Here is a 22,212-nt window from a genome sequence, read left to right on the forward strand (position 1 = left end):
GGGCTCCCCGACCCCGCGCCGAGCAGTCCGAGCAGCTCGGTTTCGAGGGCATGCCGGAGCGCCTGTTCGTCTGCACACCGAGCAAGCTCGGCGCGTACGCGGACTGTCCCCGCCGCTACCGCTACGCCTACGTCGACCGGCCCGCGCCGCCCAAGGGCCCGCCGTGGGCGCACAACTCGCTCGGCGCGAGCGTCCACACCGCGCTGAAGAACTGGTACGCGCTGGCCCCCGACCGCCGCCGCCCCGAGGTGCTCGGCACCCTGCTCAAGGGCACCTGGGTCCGCGAGGGCTACCGCGACGACGAGCAGGAGCGCGACGCCTTCCGGCGGGCGCTGACCTGGCTGGAGAGCTACGTGGCGGGCCTCGACCCGGCCGACGAGCCGGTCGGCGTGGAACGGGTGGTCGCGGTCAAGACCGCGGTGCTCGCGTTCAACGGCCGCACCGACCGGATCGACTCGCGTCCCGGCCCGGACGGGCGGCCCGAGCTGGTCATCGTCGACTACAAGACCGGCCGCACCGGGCTCGACGCCGACGACGCGCGCGGCTCGCAGGCGCTCGCGCTCTACGCGTACGCGGCCGAGCGGGTGTTCCGCAAGCCGTGCCGCCGGGTCGAGCTGCACCACCTGCCCACCGGCACCGTCGCCGCCCACGAGCACACGCCGGAGTCCCTGCACCGGCAGCTCACCCGCGCCGAGGACACCGCCCGCGACATCATGGCCGCCGAGCGCGCGGTGGCCGACGGCACCGACCCCGACGCGGCGTTCCCGGCCGAGCCGGGCCCGCGGTGCGGCTGGTGCGACTACCGGCGTACGTGCCCGACCGGCGCGCAGACCCCCGGCAAGGACCCCTGGTCGGCGGTCGAGCGGTTCGCCGACGCGGAGTGAGCGTGGGACGCCGTCAGGCCGCGGTCAGGCGGGCGGCGCGTTCCTTGGCGGCCTGCTGCAACGGGCCCTCCCGGTAGCGCCGGGGCACCGCGGCCAGCGCCAGTCGCAGCGCCCGCGCGCTCAGGTCCGCCGACAGAGCGGTGGTGGGCAGGCCCAGCCCGCCGTAGAGCCGCAACGCCCACGGCGGCAGCATCCCCAGCGCGGTGGCGGCGATCCCGAAGTACGCCCAGCGCGGCGGCCCCAGGTTCAGTCCGACCCGCGCCGGCAGGCTGAGCTTCCACGGGATCGGCGGCGCGGTCAGGAACACCGCCGTCTCGGCCGCCTCCCGGGTCATCCGCAACTGCGGGCGTACGTCCCGGTAGTAGTCCGCCACCTCGGCGGCGGTACCCGGCACGTCGTCCGGGTCCAGCCCGACCAGGGCCGCCGACCGGCGCTGCTCGGTGTAGTAGCCGTCCACCTCGTCGTCGGTGAGCGCCAGCCCGGCCCGCCGGGCGGTGCTCACGAACGACTCGACCTCGGTGACGTGCACCCAGCGCAGCAGCTCCGGCTCGTCGATGCGGAACTCCGCACCGGTGAACGGGTCGGTGGCGCGCATCCGGGCGTGCCGCGTTCGCAGTCGTCGCCCGGCCGCCTCCGCCTCGGCGGTGGTGCCGTAGATCGTCGTCCCCACGTAGTTCGCCGTGCGGACCAGCCGGCCCCAGGCGTCGGTGCGGTAGTTGCTGTTCTGTGCGACGCCGGCCATCGCGCGCGGGTGCAGCGCCTGGAGGTAGAGCGAGCGCAGGCCGGCGACGATCAGGATCGGTTCCTCGTGCACCTTCCACGTGACCGATCCCGGACCGAAGAGGCCGAGGTCTTCGGTGTCCACCGATCAAGAGTGCCACGCGCCGTCGCCGGGCGTCCTCGGTGCGGCCGCCAGTCGTGGGTGCGGGCGTCCTCGGTGTGGCTGTCAGTCGTCGGCGGAGCGGCGGGACTGGCAGGCCGGGCAGAGGCCCCAGAAGGTCACTTCCGCCTCGTCCAGCTCGAAGCCGTGTGCCACGTTCGGGTCCAGGCAGGGGGCGCTGCCGACAGCGCAGTCCACGTCGGCGATCTCGCCGCAGCCCCGGCACACCACGTGGTGGTGGTTGTCGCCGACCCGGGCCTCGTATCGCGCGGGACTGCCGGCCGGCTCGATCCGGCGGGACAGGCCGGCCCGGGACAGGGCGCCGAGCACGTCGTAGACGGCCTGGGTGGAGACCGAGTCGATCCGTCGGCGTACCCGCCGGGTGATCTCGTCGACCTCCAGGTGACCGCCGGCGGAGAGCACGTCCAGCACGGCGAGACGCGGCCGGGTGACCCGTAGGCCCCTCGACCGGAGCAGCTCCTCACCTGTGGACATGGATCCATGACAGCACGGGGCAGGCGGGCCGACAAGCGAACGTTGTTCACCCGTGGCCGGGGCCACAGGTGAACCGGCACCGCCACGCGTTCGTGTATCGAGGAAGACGGCCTCACGCCGTACGCTGAGCGCGCCAAACCACCCACTCGCCGGAGGTGTCGGTGTTCAGGGAAATCAACGGTCTGCCGGTCCACGTGCTCGTCATCCACGCGGTGGTGGTGCTGGTGCCGCTGCTGGCACTGCTCGCCGTCGCGTACGGGGTGCTGCCCCGCTGGCGCCCCCGCCTCGACTGGGCGGTCGCGGCGCTCGCCGTGGTCACCCCGATCCTCGCCTTCGTGGCGACCGAGTCCGGTGAGGAGTTGGAGGGGGTCCTGCGCGCGAAGGGCTACCCGCCGGACCGGCTCCAGCAGATCAGCGAGCACGCGTCGTACGGCGACACGCTGTTCTGGTACGCGCTCGGGCTCGGCGTCGCGGCGCTGCTGCTGGTGCTGTCGACGAGCCGCTTCGTCGCGGGCCGGAACCTGCCCCGCTGGCTCCCGGTGGTGCTCACCGTCGTGGTGGCGGTGCTCGCGGTCTTCGCGCTCGTGTACGTCTACCTGACCGGGGACAGCGGCGCCAAGGTGGTCTGGGACGGCGTGGTCTGACCGCTGCGGTCAGAACAGCACCCGCGAGCACAGCAGGCAGGTGAGCAGCACCAGCACCACCGCCACGGCCGCCCCGATGCCGTAGGTGAGCCGCTGCGCGCGCTGCTCCGCCTGGTCCATCGCGGCCATGTCCTGCGGCGGGAGCCGGCGGGGGGGTGACGGCTGTACGTGTACCGGTGGCCGCCAGCCGGGCGGCGGAGGCGTGCTCGGCGGCGGTCCCGCGTACCCCGAGGGCGGCGGGCCACCGGCGGGCGCGCCACCCCCGAACTGCGGGCCGGCGGGCGCGCCGCCCCCGAACTGTGGGCCAACGGCGGCCGGGCCGGCACCGCTCGTGCCCGGCCACGCGCCGCCGGCCACCGTCCAGCCGCCTGCCGCCTCCGGCCGGGCCCACGGGCTCTCGGTGGCCGCCTCGCGCGACCAGGGGCTGGCGTTCCCGGCCGCCTCGGGGTTGTCGGCGGCTGCTCCGGTCGTCTCGACGCCCTCGGCGACGGCCGGCTCTGCCGGAAGGGCGTCCGGCTCTGCTGTGGGGGCGGCCGGCTCCGCCGCGAGGGAGGCCGGCTCGGGCTGCCCGGCGGTCCCGGGCGGAACGTCGGTGCGGTCCGGTTCGGCGGTGCGGTCCGGTTCATGGGCCCCGCCGGTGTCACCCGGCCGAGATCCGGGACCGGCCGGGCGGGCGTCCGCGCTGTCCCGGGGGACCGCCCCGGGGGCGTTCTCCCCGGCGGGTGCCGGTTGGTCCGGGCGTCGCCAGGTCTCGTCGTCGGGGCTGCCACCGCTCGGCGTCGTCACGCCGTCCGACGCTACCAACGCCCCGGGCCGGTCGGCCGCCCGACGCGTCGATCACCGTCACCCCGGCCCGTCGCGCCCGGTGTTTGACGTTCCGACGGCTCCCGGCCCGGTACGGCAGGGCTCGGGACGATCCGACCGGTCCCGGGAATCGAACCGGCGGCCTGTACGGCGGTATCGTTGCTGATCGTGACCGAACCCGCCATCCGGACACCGCGCGACGACGACGACCGCGTGGTCGACCTCAGCGACGACTTCGTGGTGCTGCCCGAGCAGACCAGCGACGACACCGACCGTGGCTGGGGCGAGCGCCCCGGCGGCAACGACGACTGGCTGCTCGCCGAGCGTCCCCCACACTGGGGCTGATCGCGCCGCGGCGGGCTGCTCGCCGGCTCGCGTCAGCCGCGTACCACCACGGCGAAGCGGCTGCCTTCCGGCAGACCGATCGCCCGCCGGGCCTGCTCCGGCGGCAGCGCCAGGTAGAGCGCCGAGGAGCCGTCGACCGCCCCGGTGGCGCCGACCACGTCGAGCACCAGGGCGCGTGGAGCCAGCAGCGTGGGGTCGGGCGTACCGCCGGCCGGCACGACGAGCAGGTCGACCCGGGCACCCGGGCGCAGCACCGCGAGGGCGGCCGGTTCGGCCAGCCGGATCGGTACGCCGACCGCACCGGCCGGCAGCGCGGGGATGCCGCCGGACGGCGACGCCGTCGCCGAGGTGGCCGGCAGGACGCGGGGTGGTGGGCAGGACGGCGGCGTCTGCAGCACCGCGGCGGCCAGCCCCAGCAGCACCGCGACGAGCGTCACCCGCAGCAGTGTCCGGCGCCGGGGCAGCCCGCGCCAGCGGACCGGACGCAACGTCGTCTCGCGATCCGCCACCGCTGCCTCCCGCCGCCGGTCAACCATCCGACCGCAGGCTAGGCCCGGCCTCCCGGCTCCCGCCGCCCCACCGCCCGCCCCTGTGGATAACCCGCCCGCTTGTGGAAAACCGTTCCCCGGGACCAGCGCGGAGGCCCGGTGCGGCCGGGACCGCCAGCTCGGGGAGGTTGCTGCTTCCGGACCGGCGGATGCAGCAACCTCGCCGAGCTGGCGAGCATCCGCCACCGGCCGACGCAGCAACCTCGCCGAGCTGGCGAGCATCCGCCGCGAACGGAACGTGGCCGCCCCCGAGCGGGAACGGCCACGTGTCGCGTGCGAGAGCGGGTCAGGACGAGCTGGACGCCGCCGGTGCCTTGCTCGCCGTCGACCCGGAACCGGACGAAGAAGGCGATCCGGACGAGGAAGACGAGCCGGACGACGAGGACGAGGAGTCCGACGACCCGGACGAGGACGACTCGGACTTGGCCGGCTTGCTCGTGGTCGAGGAGCCGTTGTCGGACCCGGACGAACGGGAGTCCGTGCGGTAGAAGCCGGAGCCCTTGAACACGATGCCCACCGAGTTGAAGAGCTTTCGCAGCCGCCCCTCACACGCCGGGCACTCGGTCAGCGGCTCGTCCGAGAAGGACTGCACCGCCTCGAGCTGGTGGCCGCACGCGGTGCAGGCGTACTGGTACGTGGGCACGTTCTCCTCCGGATCTTCGGCACGGCCTTCTGGCACTCGTGGTCTTCGAGTGCCAATGGTGCGTCATGACCCCCGGGTTCGTCCAGCGGAAGCGCCCGGGCCCACACCCGGGACCGCCACCAGCCCGTCCGCCGGAGTGATCACACAGTGCACCGGACGGTCGTGCGGCAGGGCGGGCACCGCCTCCACCAGCTCGCCGTCGTGCAGCAGCGCCACCGTCGGCACCGTGGCGGGCACCCGGGCCAGCGCGCGGTCGTACGAGCCGCCGCCCCGGCCCAGCCGGATGCCCCGGCGGTCCACCGCCACCGCCGGCACCACGACCAGGGCGGCTCCGGCCACCGCGGTCCGCCCCCGGGGCGGTGCGGTCGGCTCGCGCAGGCCCCGGCCGGCGGCGCGCAACAACTCCGGGCCGGTGTACCGGGCCCAGTCCAGATCCAGGTCCTCGCGCAGCACCGGCAGCAGCAGCTCGGCGTCGGGCGGCAGCGCGGCGAGCAGCACGTCCGGCAGGTCGTGCCCGCCGGGCTCGGAGGCGACCGGCACGTACGCGCTCATCCTGGCCGGCCGCAGCCGGCGTACCAACGTCACCAGCTCGGCCTGGACGGCGGCCGCCGCCACCGCGCGTTCGGCCGCGGACAGCGACCGGCGCGCGGCGAGTAGCGCGATGCGCATCTCCCGCTTCGCATCGTGCGCTTCATCCGAAAATTCCGGCACGCAACACTCCTGACGCAACGCTTGCCTAATGGTCGCTCTGTGTCAGCATCGCACCAAGGGAGCGGAACTTCCGGGGGGAAGATTGACGCTACGCGGGCGGTTGACGGCGGCTTTCCTCGCGGTGGTCCTCGGCCCCGTCCTGCTCGGCGCGTTCTTCGTCGGGGCCACGCTCAGCGCCGTCGACCGCAGCCGTGCCACCGAACGGCTGGGCCTGGCCGCGGCCGGTGTCCGTACCTCGATCGACGCGCTCTGCCAGCAACTCCGCGCGGCCGCCGACGCGGTCGCGCTGGTCGGCGACCCGGTCGTCCGGTCGCGTGCGGCTGACCAGGTGGTCGCCCGGGGCCTGGCCGCCGCCGTGCTGATCGCCGACGCCGCCGGCCGCACCACCTACACCACGCCGAACGGGCCGGCCGGGCGCTGGCAGGACTGCGCCGGCGCGCCCGCCACCGGCGTCGCGGCGCTCTCCGCCCAGGTCCGGCTCCGCGACCCGGTCGGCACCGACCTGGGCGCGGTCGCCGCCGCCCAGCCCGTCGACCGGGCGTTCGTGGCGCGGCTCGCCGCCGTGACCGGCGTCGGGGTCACCCTCGACGACCCCGGCGGCATCACCCACACGACCGAGGACCAGGGGGTACGCGCAGCGGTGCTGGCCGCCGCCGGCAAGGCGGACGGGAACCGGGTGACAGGCACCGGCGACGGCCGGTACGTGCGGCGGGTCGGCCCGTCTCCCGGTCAGCCGCTCCCACTGGTGCTGTCGGTGCCGGGGGAGCGTGCGCCCGGCCTGTACGGGGCGCTGATCGCCGCCGTCGCGCTCGCCGCCCTGCTCGCCGTGCTGGCGGCCTGGCGGCTGGCCCGGGTGACCACCCGGCCGCTGGGTGAGCTGGCCGGCGCGGTGGACCGGGTGGCGCGCGGCGACCTGAGCGCCCGGGTGCCGGTGCGCAGCCGCGACGAGATCGGGCGGCTCGCAAGCGCGTTCAACCGGATGACCCGGGAGACCGGCACCTACGTGACGGCGCTGACCAGCAGCCGTGACCAGCTCCGCAACCACCTCGCGGTGCTCGGTGACACGCTTGCCAGCACGCACGACCTGCAACGCATCCTGCGGGTGATCCTGGACAGCGCGATCGCCGCCACCGGCGCCCGGGCCGGCGCGGTGCTGCTCGTCGACGGCGACGGCGTCCTCGTCGGCCGGTGCGTGGAAGGGCTGACCGGGCGCTGGCCGACGAGCGACCCGGCCGACCCGGCGACGCTGCGGGTCGCGGTCGGCGCCGGGGTGCTGGGAGCGGTGGCCGCCACCGGCGAACCGCTGCGCGGACGGTGGGCGCCGCCGGACACGCCGACCGGGGAGCCGACCTGCGAGACGTACGTGGCGGTGCCGTTCGCCACCCCCGGCGGCACCGAGTCGCGCGGCCCGGACCGGCCCGGCCACCCGCCCGCCGACGGCGACCCGTCCGGCTCGGCCTGCGCGGCGCTCGGCGTACTCGTGCTCTACGACCGGCTCGGCGGGCACGGGTTCCACGACGACGACGTGGTGACGCTGCGGACGTTCGCCGGGCACGCGGCGGTCGCGGTGGAGAACGTCCGGGTGCACGAGGAGGCGCAGCGGCTCTCCCTCACCGACCCGCTGACCGGGCTGTGGAACTACCGCTACCTGCGTGAGTCGATCCGCCGTGAGGTGGAGCGGGCGAACCGGTTCGGCCGGATGCTCAGCGTCCTCGCGCTCGACCTGGACCGGTTCAAGAACGTCAACGACACCTGGGGCCACGCCGCCGGGGACGCCGTGCTGGTCGAGTTCGCCCGCCGGGTACGCGGCGTGATCCGCGAGGTGGACCTGGCGTTCCGGCAGGGCGGCGAGGAGTTCGTGGTGCTGCTGCCGGAGACCGACGCCCGGGGCGCCACGATCGTCGCCGAGCGGCTCGGCGCGGTGGTACGCGACCAGCCGGTGACCGTCGAGGGGAGCGGCGACGAGCCGGTGCGGGTGCCGGTGACCGTCTCCATCGGCATCGCCGTCTACCCGGACCACGCCGCCGGCGGCCAGCAGGTGCTCGACGCCGCCGACGACGCGTTGTACGCGGCGAAGGCCGCCGGACGCGACGGCTACCGGCTCGCCCCGGCGCCCGATCCGGTGCCCACCCAGGAGATCCCGGTGGTGGCCGCCGGTGCCGGCCCGCCGGACGGGCTGCCCCGGGCCGGCGCGGCGGATCCGGCGGGCACCGTCCAGGGCGGCGCGTCTTCCGGTCCTCACCCGCCGCGGCAGAGCCGTGGCCGATAGTCTCGCGACATGTCGGAGCACTCAGCGAACCCCTCAGCGACCCCCGGTCGCTCCCGCGCGGTCAAGGCCGTGATCCCGGCCGCCGGCCTGGCCACCCGGTTCCTGCCGGCCACCAAGGCGGTTCCCAAGGAACTGCTGCCGGTCGTGGACCGGCCGGTGTTGCAGTACATCGTCGAGGAGGCCGCCCAGGCCGGTATCGACGACATCCTGCTGATCACCGGTCGCGGCAAGACCTCGATGGTGGACCACTTCGACCGCCGGCCCGACCTGGAGGAACGGCTCGCCAAGAAGCCCGAGCTGCTGGCCGAGGTCAAGCGCACCGAGGAACTCGCCGCGATCTACACGGTCCGCCAGCCGGAACAGCTCGGCCTCGGCCACGCCGTCGGGTACGCCGAGTCGCACGTCGGCGACGCGCCCTTCGCGGTGCTGCTCGGCGACGAGTTCGTCAAGCCCTCCGAGCCGCTGCTGCCGGCCATGCTGGAACTCCAGGCCCGCACCGGCGGCGTGGTGCTCGCGTTCTTCGAGGTCGACCCGGCCGAGACCAGCCGCTACGGCATCGCGTCGGTCGAGCCGGCCGAGTCGGAATACGCCGACATCGCCGAGGTCGTCAAGGTCACCGGCATGGTGGAGAAGCCCAACCCGGCCGACGCCCCCAGCAACCTCGCCGTCCTCGGCCGGTACGTGCTCCCCGGGAAGATCTTCGACGCGATCCGGCGTACCCAGCCGGGCAGCGGCGGCGAGATCCAGCTGACCGACGCGATGGAGCTGCTGCGTACCGAGGGGGTGCCGGTGCACGCCATCGTCTACCGGGGCACCCGTTACGACACCGGCATGCCGCTCGGCTACCTCCAGACCGTCGTGCAGATCGCCGCCGAGCGGGACGACCTGGGCGCCGAGTTCCGCAAGTGGCTGACCGAGTTCGTCAACAACGGTGACGAGACAGTCACCGCAGCCGTCCTCAACGGCATCCGCGACGCGTCCGGCGGTGCCGATACATGACCGCGACGGCCGACGCCGAGGCGGCCGCGAACGAGTTGACGCCGCTCGCCGACTACCTGGGCAGTGTGCTGCGCAGGTTACGCGCGCTGCCTCCACTCGACCTCGACCTGACCCAGGCGTACGGCAACGTGCTCGCCGAGGACGTGGTCGCCCCGCACTCGTACCCCGCCTTCGACCAGGCGGCGGTGGACGGGTACGCCGCGCGCTGGGAGGACATCTCCGGTGGGAGTCGGGGGCCGGGCTACGTCCCGGCCCCCTCCGGTATGCCCGGCGGCCGCAGCATCCGCCTCAACGTGGTGGGTGACCTGGGCGCGGCGAGCTGGCGGCCGGTCCGGCTCACCCCCGGCTCCTGCTTCTCGGTGGCGGCGGGCGCGCCGCTGCCGATCGGCGCGGACGTGGTCGTCCCGGTGGAGTGGACCGACCAGGGCATGGCCGCCGTCGAGATCTTCCGCGCCCCCAAACGGGGGTACGGCCTGCGCCGCGCCGGGGAGGAACTGGCCGCCGGCACGCTGCTCGCCCGCGCCGGCGCGTACGTCTCACCGGCCCTGGTAGCGGTGTTCGCCGCCACCGGCATCGGGCACGTGGTGGTGCGGCCCAGCCCGCGCGTGGTGATCGTGGCGACCGGCGACGAACTGGTGGACGTGGGCCGGGGCAGCCAGCCCGGGCAGGTGGTGGACACCAACTCGCACGCGCTGACCGCGGCGGCGGCCGAGGCGGGCGCGCTCGCGTACCGGGTGGGGATCTGCGACGACGACCCGGAGGCGCTGCGCGGCCTGCTGGAGGACCAGACGCTGCGCGCCGATCTGATCATCACGACGGGCGGCACCGGCACCGGCCCCGGCGACATGGTCCGCCGCATCCTGTCCCGCCGCGACGGCGGCCGGGCCGGGCCGGTCACCTTCACAGAGGTGGCCCTCTATCCCGGAACGGCCCTCGGGTTCGGTACGGTCGGCGCCGAGGAGGTGCCGGTGGTGTGTCTTCCCGGTGAGCCCGGCGCGGCGCTGATCGGCTTCGAGGTGCTGGCCCGCCCGGCCATCCAGCTGCTGGCCGGCGCCGAGCCGGTGTTCCGGCCGAGCGTCCGCGCACACCTGCTGGAGACGGTCTCGTCCCCGGTGGGGCTGCGCGAGTTCCGGCCCGCGCACGTGGCCGAGCGGCGCGGCGGCGGGTACACGGTCCAGCCGCTCGCCGGTGGCCCGTACACGCTCTCCGGCCTGTCCGACGCGAACGGCCTGCTGGTGCTCGGCGAGCGGGTCACCACCGCCGCTGCCGGGTCTACCGTGGATGTTCTCCTGCTGGACCGGCGCCGGTGAGCGCGAGGAGTGAGCTTGCGAGCCCCGCAGTCGCGAGCGAAGGGCCGGCTCGGTGAGGTTCCGGCGGGCGCCGGGGTGGCCGGCGGTGCTGGTGGACGGTCCGGTGGTGCTGCGGCCGTACCGGCGTTCGGACGCCACCGCCTGGTCGGAGATCCGGCGGGCGAACCGGGAGTGGCTGGCGCCGTGGGAGTCCCATGTGCCCGGCGGCTGGTACGAGACGAACTCGCCCGCAGCGTTCCGCCTGGTGCACGCCGACCAGCGCAAGTCCGCGCGTACCGGTGAGGGCATGCCGTTCGCCGTCTGCCTGCGCGAGGACGGGCAGGAGCGGCTGGTCGGCCACGTGAACGTGGGCAGCATCGTGCGGCGGGCGTTCTGCTCCGGGTACGTGGGCTACTGGGTGGACTTCCGGGTGGCCGGTCGTGGCGTGATCCCGACCGCTGTGGCGCTCGCCGTGGACCACGCGTTCGGGCCGGGCGGGCTGCACCGGATCGAGGTGAACATCCGGCCGGAGAACACGCCGTCGCGGCGGGTGGTGGAGAAACTCGGCTTCCGCGAGGAGGCCTATCACGTGCGCTACATGCACATCGACGGCGCGTGGCGAGACCACATCGGATATGCGATGACGGGCGAGGAAGTAGTAGCCGAGGGCGGCTTGCTGGCGCGGTGGCACCGCGTACGTGACAACCGCCGCTGAGGCACACGCCCGGCGCGGCGCACTGTGAACCGGGTCGGCGGCCCGTAACCTCAAGTAACTGCAAGCTGTGGCAAGCGCTGCCCGCCCGCACGAAGTGCGCCGTAAACGACGGTCGACGGAAGAAGTTGCGGCGGTGCGGCGCTCGCCTCGAACTTTGGTGACGGGAGGGGTGAGGGTGCCCACGTCGGTGCTCCTCGCCGTCCTCGCCGCCGCCGGTCTGCTCGCCCTCGCTCCGGCGCTGGTCCGCCGGTACGACGCCACCGAGCGGCTGGTGGCGGAGCGGGCGCAGTCGACGGCCCGGGTGCTCCAGCGCCGGCGTCGACGGCGCACCGTGCCCGGGCGACGACCGCTGCACCCGCCGCGCTCCCTCGTCGTGACCCTCAGTGAAGACTCCGACACGGGTGGTCTTGCCCGTCCGGTCTCCGCGCCACCGCTGCGCCGGCGCTCCGGGCGGCTCCGGCCCGTCTCCGCGGTGCCGGCCCAGTCCCGCCGACGGCACCCGCCCCGCCGACGGCACACCCCGGCGATCTACCGCCGGCGCCGGGTGCTGGCCGCGCTGCTGCTGCTCAACCTGGTCGAGCTGGGCGGCGTGGTGCTCGTCGGACCCGGGTTCTGGATCAGCGTCTCGGTCACCGGCACGCTGCTCGTCGCGTACGTCGTACACCTGCGGCAGCGTGCCCTGGCCGAGCGCCGACGGCGGCGTGCGGACGCCCGCGAGGCGGCCTGGCTGGCCGCCCGCCAGGCCGAGGTACGCCGCGAGCAGGCCCGGCGCGCGGCGGCCCGGCGGGAGGCGCAGCGCCGGCTGGCCGCCCAGCGCGAGGCGGTCCGGCGTACGGCGATGGGGCTGGACCGTCCCGCGGACCTGCCACCGGCGGCGAGCGGCGGCTCGGTGTCCTATCGGCGGGCGGGCGGCCTGCGCGGACGCCCCTACCAGTCCGGCCGAGGTGCCTGACCGCCGTGCCGGCGCTTCGCTGGTGGCGATCTTGGAAGGTTTGGGCCCTTCCGAGGGCCTTTTCCTTCCAAGATCTACGGGGCGGCGGGGCGGTTCGCGTCGTGGGGGCGCGACCTGTTAGCCTTGTCGTCGGCCCGCCCGGTGAAAGCCGGGTGGGACCGACGCTGGTTCGCCGGCGGAGGGGCTGTGGCGCAGACCGGTAGCGCACCTCGTTCGCATCGAGGGGGTCAGGGGTTCAAATCCCCTCAGCTCCACCCAGTTCAAAGGCCGTTTCCCGTGGTGGAAGCGGCCTTTTCGATCTCGTACGGCCCGGCCCGCCGGAACCACGTCGTACTGCCAGCTTGGCACTTCGGCGTACACCTCGGGAGCACAGATGCCCAACGTGGCCCTCATCGCCGGACCGCTCGTCGACCTGGCCTCCGCTGCGTCGGCTCTGGCAGACGCCCTCGGCCTGCAGGTCGTCAGCGCAGGCAATGTCTTCCGCCGGCACGTGCAGCAGAAGACTCCGTTGGGCGAAGAGGCGAACGGTCATATGCGGGCCGGACAGCTCGTCACCGATGAGCTGATGGTCAGAGCCGTCGCCGGCGCGCTAGCGGACGTCGACGGTGGCTGGGTGCTGTACGGCTTCCCTCGCAAGATCCGTCAGGCCGAGTTGCTGACGCGGGGCGGCCATGTACCCGACACAGTGATCGAACTCGTCCTGACCGACGACCAACTCCACCTCGCGATCCAGCGCCGGGTGGAACGACGGATGGAACTCGATCCCCAGGTCGCTGTGCGACGCCGGCAACTCCTGCGCACGTACGCGAACGCGCAGGAGAACCACCAAGCACAGATCGAGCCGTTGCGCGCCTACTACCGGGCGCGTGGCCTGCTGCGGACCGTCAGCGGCTTCGGCGATTTCGAAGACGTAGCAGCCAGAATGATCCCCATCGCCTCCCAAGGCCAATGCGGCCCGTGAGATCGAGCAGGTAGGCCAGGCGACGTCCGCACGTTGTCAGGGCAACCCTGGACGGGCCGCACGCGCCACCACCTGGGCACGCGCGGCCGTTGCTCCGCCGGCGTTACGGACCCGGCCGCCCGACACGCCCGCCGTCAGTCGAACAGGCCGTCGAGCGCCTTCTGCTCAAGGTCGCGCCAGCGCTCGGCGTCCTTCAGCGCCTTGGCGATCTCCTTCTCGTCGAGATGGTGGGCGCCCTCCTCGCGGATGCACGCGACGCTGAACGGGCCGCCGACCGACGGCGAGGTCCGCTCCAGGGCCTCCAGCACCCGTACCACGCCCACCACGCCGTACTCGACGGTGCGCGTGGTCATCCGGAAGTGGGACAGCAGCGCGCCGGCCTGCTGGGCCATGGGCGCGCCGGAGCCGATGGCGTGGAAACCCACGTCCTCGTAGCGGCCGATGAGCCCGTTGGGGTTGATCTCTACGATCCACGGTCCGCCCTGGCTGAAGCCGGCCGCGAGCAGGTACGCCGACACCCCGCCGCCGCTGCCCTCGCCGGGTACGTCCGGGATGTAGTTCTCGTAGTGCTTCTTGAAGACGGGCAGGACGCGTTCCTGCAACTCGTCGCCGATGTCGGGTGCCTCGAGGATGGCGGTGGCCGAGTCCTGGAGAAGGGGGCGCAGGTCGTTGAGCACTCCCCGTGCGCCGCTGCCGCCCCAGGCGGCGCAGTCGCCCAGCGGGTGCAGCTTCTGGGCGGGGAAGCTCAGACCGCGGTCGCTCTCGGTGATCTGGGAGTCGGCGCCGATCACCACCCCGTCTTTGCAGACAACGGCGAGTACGACGGTCATATGGTCCTCCTGGGCAGGGGTGCGGGGTTGGGCGCGAGGTACCCGACGCCCCGCCTGCCTACACCCCGTCAGGTGTCGGCCCGCTCACTGCCCCGGACGGGAGGCCCTCTCAGCCCGCAGGTGGGGACTCGCGGACGGCAGCTGCTCTCCCAGGTATTGGGGCAGTGCCGCACACGTAGGTCGCCGACTCCAGGAACTCAGGAGTCAGCCGGACCCCGGTGAGGTGCTCAGCGAGGGCGAACGCCGCCTCGGTGTGGACCGTGTAGTCGGCGTCGTCGTCCTCGCTGAGGTCGAAACCGACCTGCCGCATCACCTCCACCAGGCCGTCGGGGTCGCTGCCGTCCCGGTGGGCAGGAAACAACGGCTCGAAATGCAGCCGGAGGACTCCGTCGTCGAGCCAGAAGAAGTGATCGACCGCGTTGACGTTGCGGAAGTGGGACACCAGCCGAGTGCCTCGGGAGAGCGGGACGATCACCTCGTCGAGGGTGCCGAGGTAGCCGTTGGGTTCGACGGCGAGTGCCCAGTCACCGACAGCGGTCACGCCGACGAACGCCCGTTCACCGTCGTGGTCCTCCCACGCGTCGTACGCGGGATCCAGCAGCTCGGCAGCACCTCGCACCCGGGACTCCTGCCGCGCGCCGAGTCTGTCCAGCAGCTTGCCCGGCGTCAGTCCTTCGACCAGCGTCAAACAGTAGGCCTCCAGGAGGCCCGGGAAGCGGTCAGTCAACCAGGCGTAGTCCGACGCGGTAGCGCTCACGTCCGGATCTTCGCAGGCGCCACCGACACTCCTGGTGACCGCCATCAGAGCAGGTCCGACCTGAGCCCGAGGCGCGCTTCAGTGCCCTCTCGAGCTTTCGGCGCTGCCACCGGGTGCGTTACCGTGACGGCTCGTGGAACGTCCTGGACCTCGATGCCCGGCCGCTGTCCGATGCTGTCGGCGATGCGGCGTAGTAACGCCGGCACGCTGTCCTGGCCCGGGCCCACTGGGTTGGCCTGCGAGAAGTGCTTGATGGTCCACGACCGCAGTTCGGACGGCATGGCGGCAGTCTGCCAGTGCTTCCGTCTCAGGTGACGGTGGCCGCGGTGAGGAAGAACGTGACCGCGTACGTGAACCGGCCTGCCTCGACGGCCTCGTCGAACCCGTCTTCGAACGCGCGAGCTTCGGCGGGTTCGAGTACGCCGCGCTGAGCCGCTGTGGCAGCCCAGCTGCGCAGGCCCAGAACGTTGTCGGCGGCGGCCGGGTCGCGAACCAGCAGTGTGCGGGGCTCGACGGTGATGTCGGCCAGACCGAGCGTGGCGAGAATGCCGGCGTGCTGGTGGGCCAGGGTGCCGTTGCGGAGGAGGACGTCGGCCCGGAACCGCAGCACACGTCGCGCCAGATCCTGGTCGGTGATGTCGAGCACCTGCGTGTCGTAGTCGGGGTCCGCGAGGACGATGCGGCCACCCGGCCGGACGACCCTGACGAGTTCCCCGATCGCGGCGTGGGGATCGGCGAGGTGTTGCACCGTGCGGTCGGACCAGGCGCCGTCGAAGGAGTCGTCGAGAAACGGCAGCCGGTGGGCGTCGGCGACGGCGCATTGCGTCAAGCCGCGCGCCTGCATGGCGGCAGTCATGGTCACGGCGCGGTCCACCGTCACCACGCCGGCGTCGTGTTCGTCTCGGAGGCGGACCGCACTCGCCCCGGTGCCCGCACCGACCTCGACGTAGCGCCGGGTGGGCGCCGGATGGAGCAGCTCGCGGACCCGATGCTGATACGCCTGGTAGAAGGGCTCGTCGGCGAGGCGGTCGAGCACGCCGACCCACGAGTCCGGGTCTGACTGCCGGTCGACGTCGGTGAATCCGTGCACGATCCGGAGCCTATTGCGCCGCCGTCGGCTGTCGCGGCAACGGCGTGGGGTGCATCGTGAGGTGGATCAGCCCGTGCTCCTGGTGCACCGTGCCGCCCGGGCTCGGCGCTATCCGGCCTCGGTGAACAGGTCGGCGTAGCGGTTCAGGTACAGCGGCCAGCCCTCGTCGTGGCCGACGCCGTCACGAACCGACTCCCAGCCCGGACCGTGCCGGTCCAGGTTGCGGTGCTCCAACTCGACCCGGGTGCGCTGCGGTGTCTCGGCGACGAACCGGACCTCGACCTCGCTGGCATTCTCCAGATCCTGTTCGAGCTGCCATGCCGGGCTGATGTCCCAGCTGAAGACGAGCCGGTCCGGCGGTTCGAAGACGAGGATCCGCGCCCAGGCGCACTCACTGCCGTCCTCGGCGCGGTCGTAGATGTGTCCACCGACCTTCGCCTCGAAGACCGTCTCCGCGATCGGCGACGACAGCAGGTTGTGCTCCTTCGGCTTGAAGTCGCCGAACCGCTCCGTGAACACCGCGAAGGCGCGCTCCACCGGCGCGTCGACCACGATCTGCCGCCGCACCACCGCATCCGTTCCACTCATGATTCCTCCTCGTCAGGGCGCTCGGCGACGTCCTTGAAGCCGTCCAACGCGCGGCTCCAGTAGGTGTCGAGCTGATCTCGTAGGGCGGCCACGCCGGCGGGATTGAGCCGGTAGACACGCTTCGTGCCCGCCGTGCGGTCCGTCACGAGGCCGGCGTCCTTCAGCACCCGCAGATGCTGCGACACCGCCGGCCGGCTGACCGGCAGCACCGCGGCCAGTTCGCCGACCGCCCGCGGCTGCTCCGCCAGACACGCGATGATCGCCCGCCGCGTCGGGTCGCCCAGGGCGTCCCACCCGTCCTCGGTTCGGTAAGTCCCCACGAACGGTAAGCTACGACTTACCATTGGCGTTCGTCAAGCCTGGAAAGCAGGTCACTGTTGCCACAGGAACGCCGCCGTCGAGCACGGCCGGCAGCGGAATCCGTACCCGCAGCCACCGCCACCGAAGTTGAAGCCGGTGCGGTGATCGTGGCCTTCCTCGAGTTGGACGACGAACGACATGGGCAGAGCGCAGGCGGGACAGGCGGGCGTCTGGTCGAACTGGAGCCACGCCGGCAGTCCGCCGAGTTGCCCGAGGACGTCTCGCAGCGGTCGGCCGGACTCACTGCGCCACCGCTCGCGCGCCTCGTCGTAGCCGTCGGAGTCCTGCATCGGCACGTACGTGACGGCGGACGTCTCGGCGGCCAGGACGGTGTCACCCGAGGGCACGGCAGACGGAGCCAGCGCCCCGGAAGGGAAGACGAACGCGCGATTGCCGCCGGCTGTCGCATCCCACTCGTCGCACAGGCCCGGATCGTTCTGGCACATGAAGATCGACAAGAGCGCGGCGTCGGTCGCGTCGATGTCGTCGAGCCGGACCTGGGCCAGGAAGTGCATCGGCCCGTCGCACTCGCCGCACAATGGCCAGTCGAAGCCCGCGGGCACGAGCGGAACACCACCGGTACGCGTGCCGGGCGCGTCTGGCGCCGTGTCGCCGTTGTAGATCATCAGAATCGTCACGCGGCGCAGCATAGGGGGGCGCGGATGCGCCCGGGCCCGTCCGGAAGTCGGCCCGCAGCCGGGCGGCCGACTGGAGTCACGTCCGTTGGTAGCCTGACGCCTCCCATACGACGGATGGAGTCTGCCCGGTGCTCAGGATGGTGCTGCGGTGGTTGGGCGCGGCGGGCGTGGTCTGCGTGGTGGCGGCGTGCGGACCCTCGACTGCCGATCCAGCGGATCGTTCGACGGGCGGAGCCGTCCCCTCCACGGCCCGGGCGAACGGCACGCCCACCACCGGGAAGCCGTCCGCGATTCCGGCGACCGGCGGCGCCGGCTACTCCGCGGCACTGTCGGCGCGGCTGGTGACCACTGACGCGCTGCCACCAGGATTCACTGTGGAGATCGCGACCGTCATGGCTCCGGACGCGGGCCGGCAGCGCCCCGGGCCCGAGATGCCCTGTACGGACATGATTCCGCTGTTGTCGGCCAACCGGCTGACCGGTACTCCGTCGGCGATGGCCGCCGCCACAGTCAGCTCTGCCGAGGGCCTCGACTACTCGTGGGTGGCGAGCGAAGTGCTCAGGACGTACGCCGACGACAGCGCCCGAGAGGCGATGGCGGACCTGCGGACGCTCATCGGCCGGTGCCCTGCCGTCGCGTCACCGAACCAGGACGGAGGCAGCTACCGTTTCGCGGTGGTACCGGGGCCGCGACTGGGCGACGAGAGCATGCGCGTCGACTCCAGCACGACCTCCGGATCGATCACCCTGGAATGGGACAGCAGCCTCGTCCGGATCGGCACCACCCTGGTGGTCGTTCACGAGCAGGGTAACGAGCCCGGCGGCGACGCTCACCTCACCCGGCTCGCCGAAGCCGCGCTGCGCAGCTACCAGACGACCGGACCCTGAACGCCCTCGGGCGTCCGGCGGCAGCTCACCTCGTCGTGCCACCGAACCATCTGGTCAGCGCATCCTCCAGCGTCGGCTGATCGTCACCCACCCAGACCACGTGGCCGTCCGGCCGCAACAACGCCGCCGGCACGTCCAGCTCGTCGCCGGTGCCGGCGACGTGCCCGACCCGGTCGGCCCAGCCGTCCACCGACAGCTTCCCGGTCCCGTCCAGCAACAACCCGCCGCCGGTACGCATCAGCTCGTACAGGCGTCCCTGCGGCAGCGGTACGTCGCGCAGCCGCCGCCCGAGCAGGGCGTGCCCCTCGCCGACGTCGTACCGGACGCCGATCGCGGTGACCTTCTCGATCAGGAAGCGGTTGACCTCGTCGAAGTCCATGAGCTGCGTCAGCACCTCCCGCACGGCCTGCGGTCCGGGCTCGTTCGTGGTCAGCAGCATCTGCGCGCGGGTGTTCGTCAGCACGTCAGCCGCGACCGGGCGCCGCTCGGTCTCGTAGGTGTCGAGCAGGCCGTCCGGCGCCCAGCCGTTCACCGTCGCCGCCAGCTTCCAGCCCAGGTTGAACGCGTCCTGGATGCCCAGGTTGAGCCCCTGCCCGCCGAGCGGCGGGTGGACGTGCGCGGCGTCGCCGGCCAGGAAGACCCGCCCGACCCGGTAGTGCTCGGCCAGGCGGGTCGCGTCGCCGAACCGGGACAGCCAGCGGGGGGAGTGCACGCCGAAGTCGGTGCCCGCGTACGCGGTAAGTTGCCGTTTGAAGTCGTCGAGTGTCGGCGGCACCGACGTGACGTCGGCAGCCGGTACGACCACCCGGAACACGCCGGGCTTCCCGGTCGGTCCGAGCCCGAACCGCTTCTCGGTGCGGCGTACCTCGGTCATGATCGCGGTGATCTCGTCCGGCGGCGCTGTCACCTCCATCTCGCCGAGCAGCGTGTCGATCGTCGACGGCTCGCCGGGGAAGCCGACGCCGAGCAGCTTGCGGACGGTGCTGCGCCCGCCGTCGCAGCCGACGGCGAACCGCGCCCGCAGCGGCGGCACGCTCGCGTCGTCGAGGTGGACCGTCACGCCGTCGTCGTCCTGCTCCAGCCCGGTGACCGCACTGCCGCGCCGGATCTCGGCGCCGGCCTCGGCGGCGTGGTCGGCGAGCAGCCGGTCGGTGAGCGTCTGCGGGATGCCGAGGACGTACGGGTGGGCGGTGTCCAGGTCGGCGGGCGCGGGTTTGTCGATGCCGGCGAAGAAGCCCCGGATCGGGTGTTTGCCGCCGTGTTCCAGGAACCGCTCCAGCAGCCCGCGCTGGTCCATCACCTCGATGCTGCGGACGTGCAGCCCGAGCGAGCGCACGTACGGCGGCGGCTCGGCGTCGCGCTCCAGCACGAGCACGCCGACGCCCTGAAGGCGCAGCTCGCTCGCCAGCATCATGCCGGTCGGCCCACCGCCGACCACGATCACGTCGAACACACCGATCCCCCGTGCCGAGTGTCAGGCGACCGTCCCCTCGGGCGGCACGAACCGACCATAGCCCTCGGGCCGGAACGCCCGGGCCCCGAAGGGCAGGCAGACGGCAGATTCGTTCAGGCCGCCCGGCGCCCGCCGCGCCCGGCGAGCTTCGACAGCAGGACGAGGGCGCCACCGCCGATGACGAGACCGACGACGGCGAAGGCGAGCGTCTGCAGCAGCCAGTGGGTCCCGCTCAGCAGCGACGTGGCCAGCCACACGCAGAGCAGGCCGGCCGGCGCCGAGAGGGCCAGGGCCACGACGACGGCGGTCGTCCACTGCCCGGTCGTGGCCTCCGGATAGGTGTTCCACAAACGCTGTTTCGAACCCGGGATCCGATCCATGATGGATCGACTACCCGGGCCGACGCGCCGGCAACCCGGTCAGCCGCGGCGGAACGTGCGGCGGTAGGTGTCCGGCGGTACGCCGACGGTGCGCTGGAAGTGGCGGCGCAATGTCGTCGCCGTACCCATGCCTGATGCCTCCGCGACGGCGTCGATGCTGTCGTCGGTGTTCTCCAGCAGTTCCTGCGCCCGCCGGATGCGCTGCGTGGCCAGCCACTGCGACGGCGTGGCGCCGGTCGCGGCGGTGAAGTGCCGGACCAGGTTGCGGGTGCTCATGGCCGCTTGGCGGGCCAGGTCGGCGACTGTGAGCGGGCGGTCCAGCCGCGCCATCGCCCACGGCAGCAGCGCAGCGAGCGGGTGGTCCTCGCGGGCCGGGACGGGTGTGGTGACGTACTGGGCCTGGCCGCCCGCGCGGTGCGGCGGCACCACCAGGCGGCGGGCGACGGCGTTGGCGACAGTCGAGCCGTGGTCGCGGCGGATCAGGTGCAGGCACAGGTCGATCGCGGCGGCCTTGCCGGCGGAGGCGAGCACGTCGCCGTTGTCCACGTAGAGCACGTCCGGGTCGACCTGCACGCGCGGGTAGCGGGCGGCGAGTGCGTCGGTGTGCGCCCAGTGGGTGGTGGCGCGGAGCCCGTCGAGGATGCCGGCGGCGGCGAGCACGAACGCTCCGGTGCAGAACGAGACCATCCGGGCGCCCGCCCCGTGCGCGGCGCGGACCGCGTCGACCAGGTCGGACGGCGGCTCGGCGTCGGTGTCCTCGATCGCCGGGACGATCACCGTGTGGGCGCGGGCCAGGTGGTCCAGCCCGTGGTCGGGCGCGACCGCGAACCGGCCGACGCCGACCGGGCCGGGACCGCAGACCACCAGGTCGTACCAGGGGTCGGCGAGGCCGGTCGGGTCGCGGACGAAGATCTCGCAGGCCGCCGCCAGTTCGAAGTGCAGCATCCCGTCGGTGGCGGCGAGCGCGATCAGGGTCATGTCCGAAACTGTACGGGCATTGGCGTTTGCGCCACTGTCCCGGCTCTCGGATCCCGGCGAGGATCATTTCAGTCGATCTTCGAGGGGGAAATGTCATGCAGGTGGCGGTGTTCGGGGCGTACGGGCACACCGGACGGTTCGTGATGGCGGAGCTGCGGGAGCGGGGGTACGAGCCGCTGCCGGTGGGGCGTGACGCCGGGAAGCTGGCGGCGGCGTTTCCGGGGACGGAGCAGCGGGTGGCGTCGGTCGACGACCCGGCCACGCTGGACCGGGCGCTGGTCGGGGTAGCGGCGGTGGTCAACTGCGCCGGGCCGTTCGCCTCGACCGCCGGGCCGCTGATCGAGGCCGCGTTGCGGGCCGGGATCTCCTACGTCGACGTGGCGGCCGAGATCGAGGCGAACCGGGACACGTTCGCCGACTACGCCGAGCGTGCCGAGGCCGTCGGAGTCGCTGTGGTGCCCGCGATGGCGTTCTTCGGCGGGCTCGGGGACCTGCTGGTCACCGCCGCGACGGGGGACTGGGCGGCGGCCGACGAGGCGCACGTCGCGTACGGGCTGAGCAGCTGGCACCCGACGGCCGGGACGGTCGCCTCCGGCGTCGTCTCGCGCGAGCGCCGCGACGGCCGGCGGATCCGCTTCACCGGCGGGCGCCTGGTGTACGCCGACGGCGACCTGCCCCGGCGGGACTGGGAGTTCCCGGCGCCGCTGGGGGTGCGGCCGGTGCTCGGGGAGTTCAGCATGGCCGACGTGGTGACGGTGCCGAGCCACCTGGACATCCCGGAGGTGTGCACCTACATGACCGTGAACGCGGCGGGGGACCTGGCCGCCGGGGACGCTCCGGCCGCTGTGGACGAGCGCGGCCGGTCGGCACAGACGTTCACCGTCGACGTGGTGGTGCGGGCGGGTGACGTCCGCCGGCGGGTGGTGGCCCACGGGCAGGACATCTACGCGGTCAGCGCGCCCCTGGCGGTCGAGGCGGTCCACCGGATCCTGACGGGGCGGACGCGGGCGACCGGTGTCGCCTCGGCCGGGCGGATCTTCGACGCGCCGGACTTCCTGCGCGCGCTGTCGGCGCACCTCACCGTCGAGAGTCTGCCGACTGCCTGACGTGCT

27 protein-coding genes, 1 tRNA gene and 1 pseudogene are annotated in these 22,212 nt (G+C 73.2%); 13 read left to right on the forward strand and 16 right to left on the reverse strand.

All coding sequences use genetic code 11. The annotated features are described in order from the left end of the window. The first annotated feature begins 50 nt into the window (after positions 1-50). On the forward strand, positions 51-884 hold the full coding sequence (locus tag O7546_RS01885; RefSeq protein ID WP_228531357.1) for a PD-(D/E)XK nuclease family protein: 834 nt from the start codon (positions 51-53) through the stop codon (positions 882-884). A 13-nt stretch (positions 885-897) separates the two neighbouring features. Here O7546_RS01885 and O7546_RS01890 read toward each other — a convergent pair whose 3' ends face one another. Further along, a complete protein-coding gene (locus O7546_RS01890) occupies positions 898-1,749 on the reverse strand; it encodes an oxygenase MpaB family protein (RefSeq protein WP_194798709.1) in 852 nt (283 codons plus the stop codon). Between the two features lie 81 nt (positions 1,750-1,830). Continuing rightward, a complete protein-coding gene (locus O7546_RS01895; protein ID WP_194798708.1) occupies positions 1,831-2,259 on the reverse strand; it encodes a Fur family transcriptional regulator in 429 nt (142 codons plus the stop codon). A gap of 161 nt (positions 2,260-2,420) precedes the next feature. Between O7546_RS01895 and O7546_RS01900 the strand changes: the two genes are divergently transcribed. Further along, positions 2,421-2,903, forward strand: coding sequence for a DUF2231 domain-containing protein (locus O7546_RS01900; RefSeq protein ID WP_194798707.1), 483 nt, complete (start codon positions 2,421-2,423; stop codon positions 2,901-2,903). 9 nt (positions 2,904-2,912) lie between these two features. Here the strand turns inward: O7546_RS01900 and O7546_RS01905 are convergent, their stop codons facing one another. After that, the gene (locus tag O7546_RS01905) at positions 2,913-3,689 is read right to left on the reverse strand and encodes a hypothetical protein (RefSeq protein ID WP_194798706.1); all 777 of its coding nucleotides are present in this window, start codon (positions 3,687-3,689) and stop codon (positions 2,913-2,915) included. Positions 3,690-3,875: 186 nt separating this feature from the next. On the opposite strand from O7546_RS01905, the gene O7546_RS01910 reads away from it, so the two are divergent. Continuing rightward, a complete protein-coding gene (locus O7546_RS01910) occupies positions 3,876-4,052 on the forward strand; it encodes a hypothetical protein (RefSeq protein ID WP_194798979.1) in 177 nt (58 codons plus the stop codon). 32 nt (positions 4,053-4,084) lie between these two features. Here the strand turns inward: O7546_RS01910 and O7546_RS01915 are convergent, their stop codons facing one another. After that, a complete protein-coding gene (locus O7546_RS01915) occupies positions 4,085-4,588 on the reverse strand; it encodes a flagellar biosynthesis protein FlgA (protein WP_228531247.1) in 504 nt (167 codons plus the stop codon). 278 nt (positions 4,589-4,866) lie between these two features. Here O7546_RS01915 and O7546_RS01920 point away from each other — a divergent pair, with 278 nt between their 5' ends. Further along, positions 4,867-5,088, forward strand: coding sequence for a hypothetical protein (locus tag O7546_RS01920; protein ID WP_228531435.1), 222 nt, complete (start codon positions 4,867-4,869; stop codon positions 5,086-5,088). A gap of 62 nt (positions 5,089-5,150) precedes the next feature. Here O7546_RS01920 and O7546_RS30715 read toward each other — a convergent pair. Together O7546_RS30715 and O7546_RS01925 are read right to left on the reverse strand one after the other, a co-directional pair. Further along, positions 5,151-5,279: pseudogene (locus tag O7546_RS30715) on the reverse strand (zinc ribbon domain-containing protein); the annotation flags it as partial. 27 nt (positions 5,280-5,306) lie between these two features. After that, positions 5,307-5,912 (reverse strand): 5-formyltetrahydrofolate cyclo-ligase, encoded by a 606-nt coding sequence (locus tag O7546_RS01925; protein ID WP_194798705.1) that lies wholly within the window; start codon positions 5,910-5,912, stop codon positions 5,307-5,309. Positions 5,913-6,036: 124 nt separating this feature from the next. Here O7546_RS01925 and O7546_RS01930 point away from each other — a divergent pair, with 124 nt between their 5' ends. The 7 genes from O7546_RS01930 to O7546_RS01960 all read left to right on the forward strand — a co-directional run bounded on the left by O7546_RS01930 (position 6,037) and on the right by O7546_RS01960 (position 13,139). Then, positions 6,037-8,223 carry a diguanylate cyclase gene (locus O7546_RS01930; protein ID WP_194798704.1) on the forward strand — a complete coding sequence of 729 codons (2,187 nt, stop codon included), beginning with the start codon at positions 6,037-6,039 and terminating at the stop codon, positions 8,221-8,223. Positions 8,224-8,232: 9 nt separating this feature from the next. Next, positions 8,233-9,222 (forward strand): UTP--glucose-1-phosphate uridylyltransferase, encoded by a 990-nt coding sequence (locus tag O7546_RS01935; protein ID WP_194798703.1) that lies wholly within the window; start codon positions 8,233-8,235, stop codon positions 9,220-9,222. Then, positions 9,219-10,532: a gephyrin-like molybdotransferase Glp gene (gene glp, locus O7546_RS01940; RefSeq protein ID WP_194798702.1), complete on the forward strand. Its 1,314-nt coding sequence runs from the start codon at positions 9,219-9,221 to the stop codon at positions 10,530-10,532. The genes O7546_RS01935 and glp overlap by 4 nt, the downstream gene beginning before the upstream one ends. Before the next feature lie 52 nt (positions 10,533-10,584). Next, entirely contained in the window at positions 10,585-11,226 is a 642-nt protein-coding gene (locus tag O7546_RS01945; RefSeq protein ID WP_194798701.1) for a GNAT family protein, read from the forward strand. Between the two features lie 169 nt (positions 11,227-11,395). Then, complete coding sequence (locus tag O7546_RS01950) at positions 11,396-12,178, forward strand: hypothetical protein (RefSeq protein WP_194798700.1); 783 nt, start codon at positions 11,396-11,398, stop codon at positions 12,176-12,178. Between the two features lie 180 nt (positions 12,179-12,358). After that, a tRNA-Ala gene (locus O7546_RS01955) sits at positions 12,359-12,432 on the forward strand. A gap of 119 nt (positions 12,433-12,551) precedes the next feature. Continuing rightward, on the forward strand, positions 12,552-13,139 hold the full coding sequence (locus O7546_RS01960; RefSeq protein WP_281600398.1) for a nucleoside monophosphate kinase: 588 nt from the start codon (positions 12,552-12,554) through the stop codon (positions 13,137-13,139). Positions 13,140-13,273: 134 nt separating this feature from the next. Here the strand turns inward: O7546_RS01960 and O7546_RS01965 are convergent, their stop codons facing one another. From O7546_RS01965 to O7546_RS01995, 7 genes are all read right to left on the reverse strand, one after another. Further along, positions 13,274-13,969 carry a proteasome protein gene (locus O7546_RS01965; protein ID WP_194798698.1) on the reverse strand — a complete coding sequence of 232 codons (696 nt, stop codon included), beginning with the start codon at positions 13,967-13,969 and terminating at the stop codon, positions 13,274-13,276. Between the two features lie 109 nt (positions 13,970-14,078). Beyond that, on the reverse strand, positions 14,079-14,726 hold the full coding sequence (locus O7546_RS01970) for a DUF6461 domain-containing protein (protein WP_269696086.1): 648 nt from the start codon (positions 14,724-14,726) through the stop codon (positions 14,079-14,081). Positions 14,727-14,770: 44 nt separating this feature from the next. Beyond that, positions 14,771-15,007, reverse strand: coding sequence for a hypothetical protein (locus tag O7546_RS01975; RefSeq protein ID WP_194798978.1), 237 nt, complete (start codon positions 15,005-15,007; stop codon positions 14,771-14,773). Between the two features lie 26 nt (positions 15,008-15,033). Beyond that, the gene (locus tag O7546_RS01980) at positions 15,034-15,816 is read right to left on the reverse strand and encodes a methyltransferase domain-containing protein (protein ID WP_194798696.1); all 783 of its coding nucleotides are present in this window, start codon (positions 15,814-15,816) and stop codon (positions 15,034-15,036) included. Positions 15,817-15,924: 108 nt separating this feature from the next. Further along, entirely contained in the window at positions 15,925-16,404 is a 480-nt protein-coding gene (locus O7546_RS01985) for an SRPBCC family protein (protein WP_194798695.1), read from the reverse strand. Then, positions 16,401-16,748, reverse strand: a complete 348-nt coding sequence (locus tag O7546_RS01990; protein ID WP_013473924.1) for a metalloregulator ArsR/SmtB family transcription factor — start codon at positions 16,746-16,748, stop codon at positions 16,401-16,403. Before O7546_RS01990 ends, O7546_RS01985 begins: the two co-directional genes overlap by 4 nt. A gap of 27 nt (positions 16,749-16,775) precedes the next feature. Then, on the reverse strand, positions 16,776-17,402 hold the full coding sequence (locus O7546_RS01995) for a DUF1963 domain-containing protein (RefSeq protein WP_269696088.1): 627 nt from the start codon (positions 17,400-17,402) through the stop codon (positions 16,776-16,778). 137 nt (positions 17,403-17,539) lie between these two features. Here O7546_RS01995 and O7546_RS02000 point away from each other — a divergent pair, with 137 nt between their 5' ends. Next, positions 17,540-18,289, forward strand: coding sequence for a hypothetical protein (locus O7546_RS02000; protein WP_269696089.1), 750 nt, complete (start codon positions 17,540-17,542; stop codon positions 18,287-18,289). Between the two features lie 25 nt (positions 18,290-18,314). Here O7546_RS02000 and rox read toward each other — a convergent pair whose 3' ends face one another. From rox to O7546_RS02015, 3 genes are all read right to left on the reverse strand, one after another. Beyond that, positions 18,315-19,742 (reverse strand): rifampin monooxygenase, encoded by a 1,428-nt coding sequence (gene rox / locus O7546_RS02005; protein ID WP_194798692.1) that lies wholly within the window; start codon positions 19,740-19,742, stop codon positions 18,315-18,317. Positions 19,743-19,855: 113 nt separating this feature from the next. Beyond that, a complete protein-coding gene (locus O7546_RS02010) occupies positions 19,856-20,122 on the reverse strand; it encodes a hypothetical protein (protein ID WP_269696090.1) in 267 nt (88 codons plus the stop codon). Between the two features lie 39 nt (positions 20,123-20,161). Further along, complete coding sequence (locus O7546_RS02015; RefSeq protein ID WP_281600399.1) at positions 20,162-21,100, reverse strand: helix-turn-helix domain-containing protein; 939 nt, start codon at positions 21,098-21,100, stop codon at positions 20,162-20,164. Positions 21,101-21,195: 95 nt separating this feature from the next. Between O7546_RS02015 and O7546_RS02020 the strand changes: the two genes are divergently transcribed. After that, on the forward strand, positions 21,196-22,206 hold the full coding sequence (locus tag O7546_RS02020) for a saccharopine dehydrogenase NADP-binding domain-containing protein (protein ID WP_281600400.1): 1,011 nt from the start codon (positions 21,196-21,198) through the stop codon (positions 22,204-22,206). Positions 22,207-22,212: the final 6 nt, after the last annotated feature.

It is taken from the genome of Micromonospora sp. WMMA1976 (genome assembly GCF_027497335.1).
GTDB classification, from domain to species: Bacteria; Actinomycetota; Actinomycetes; order Mycobacteriales; family Micromonosporaceae; genus Micromonospora; species Micromonospora aurantiaca.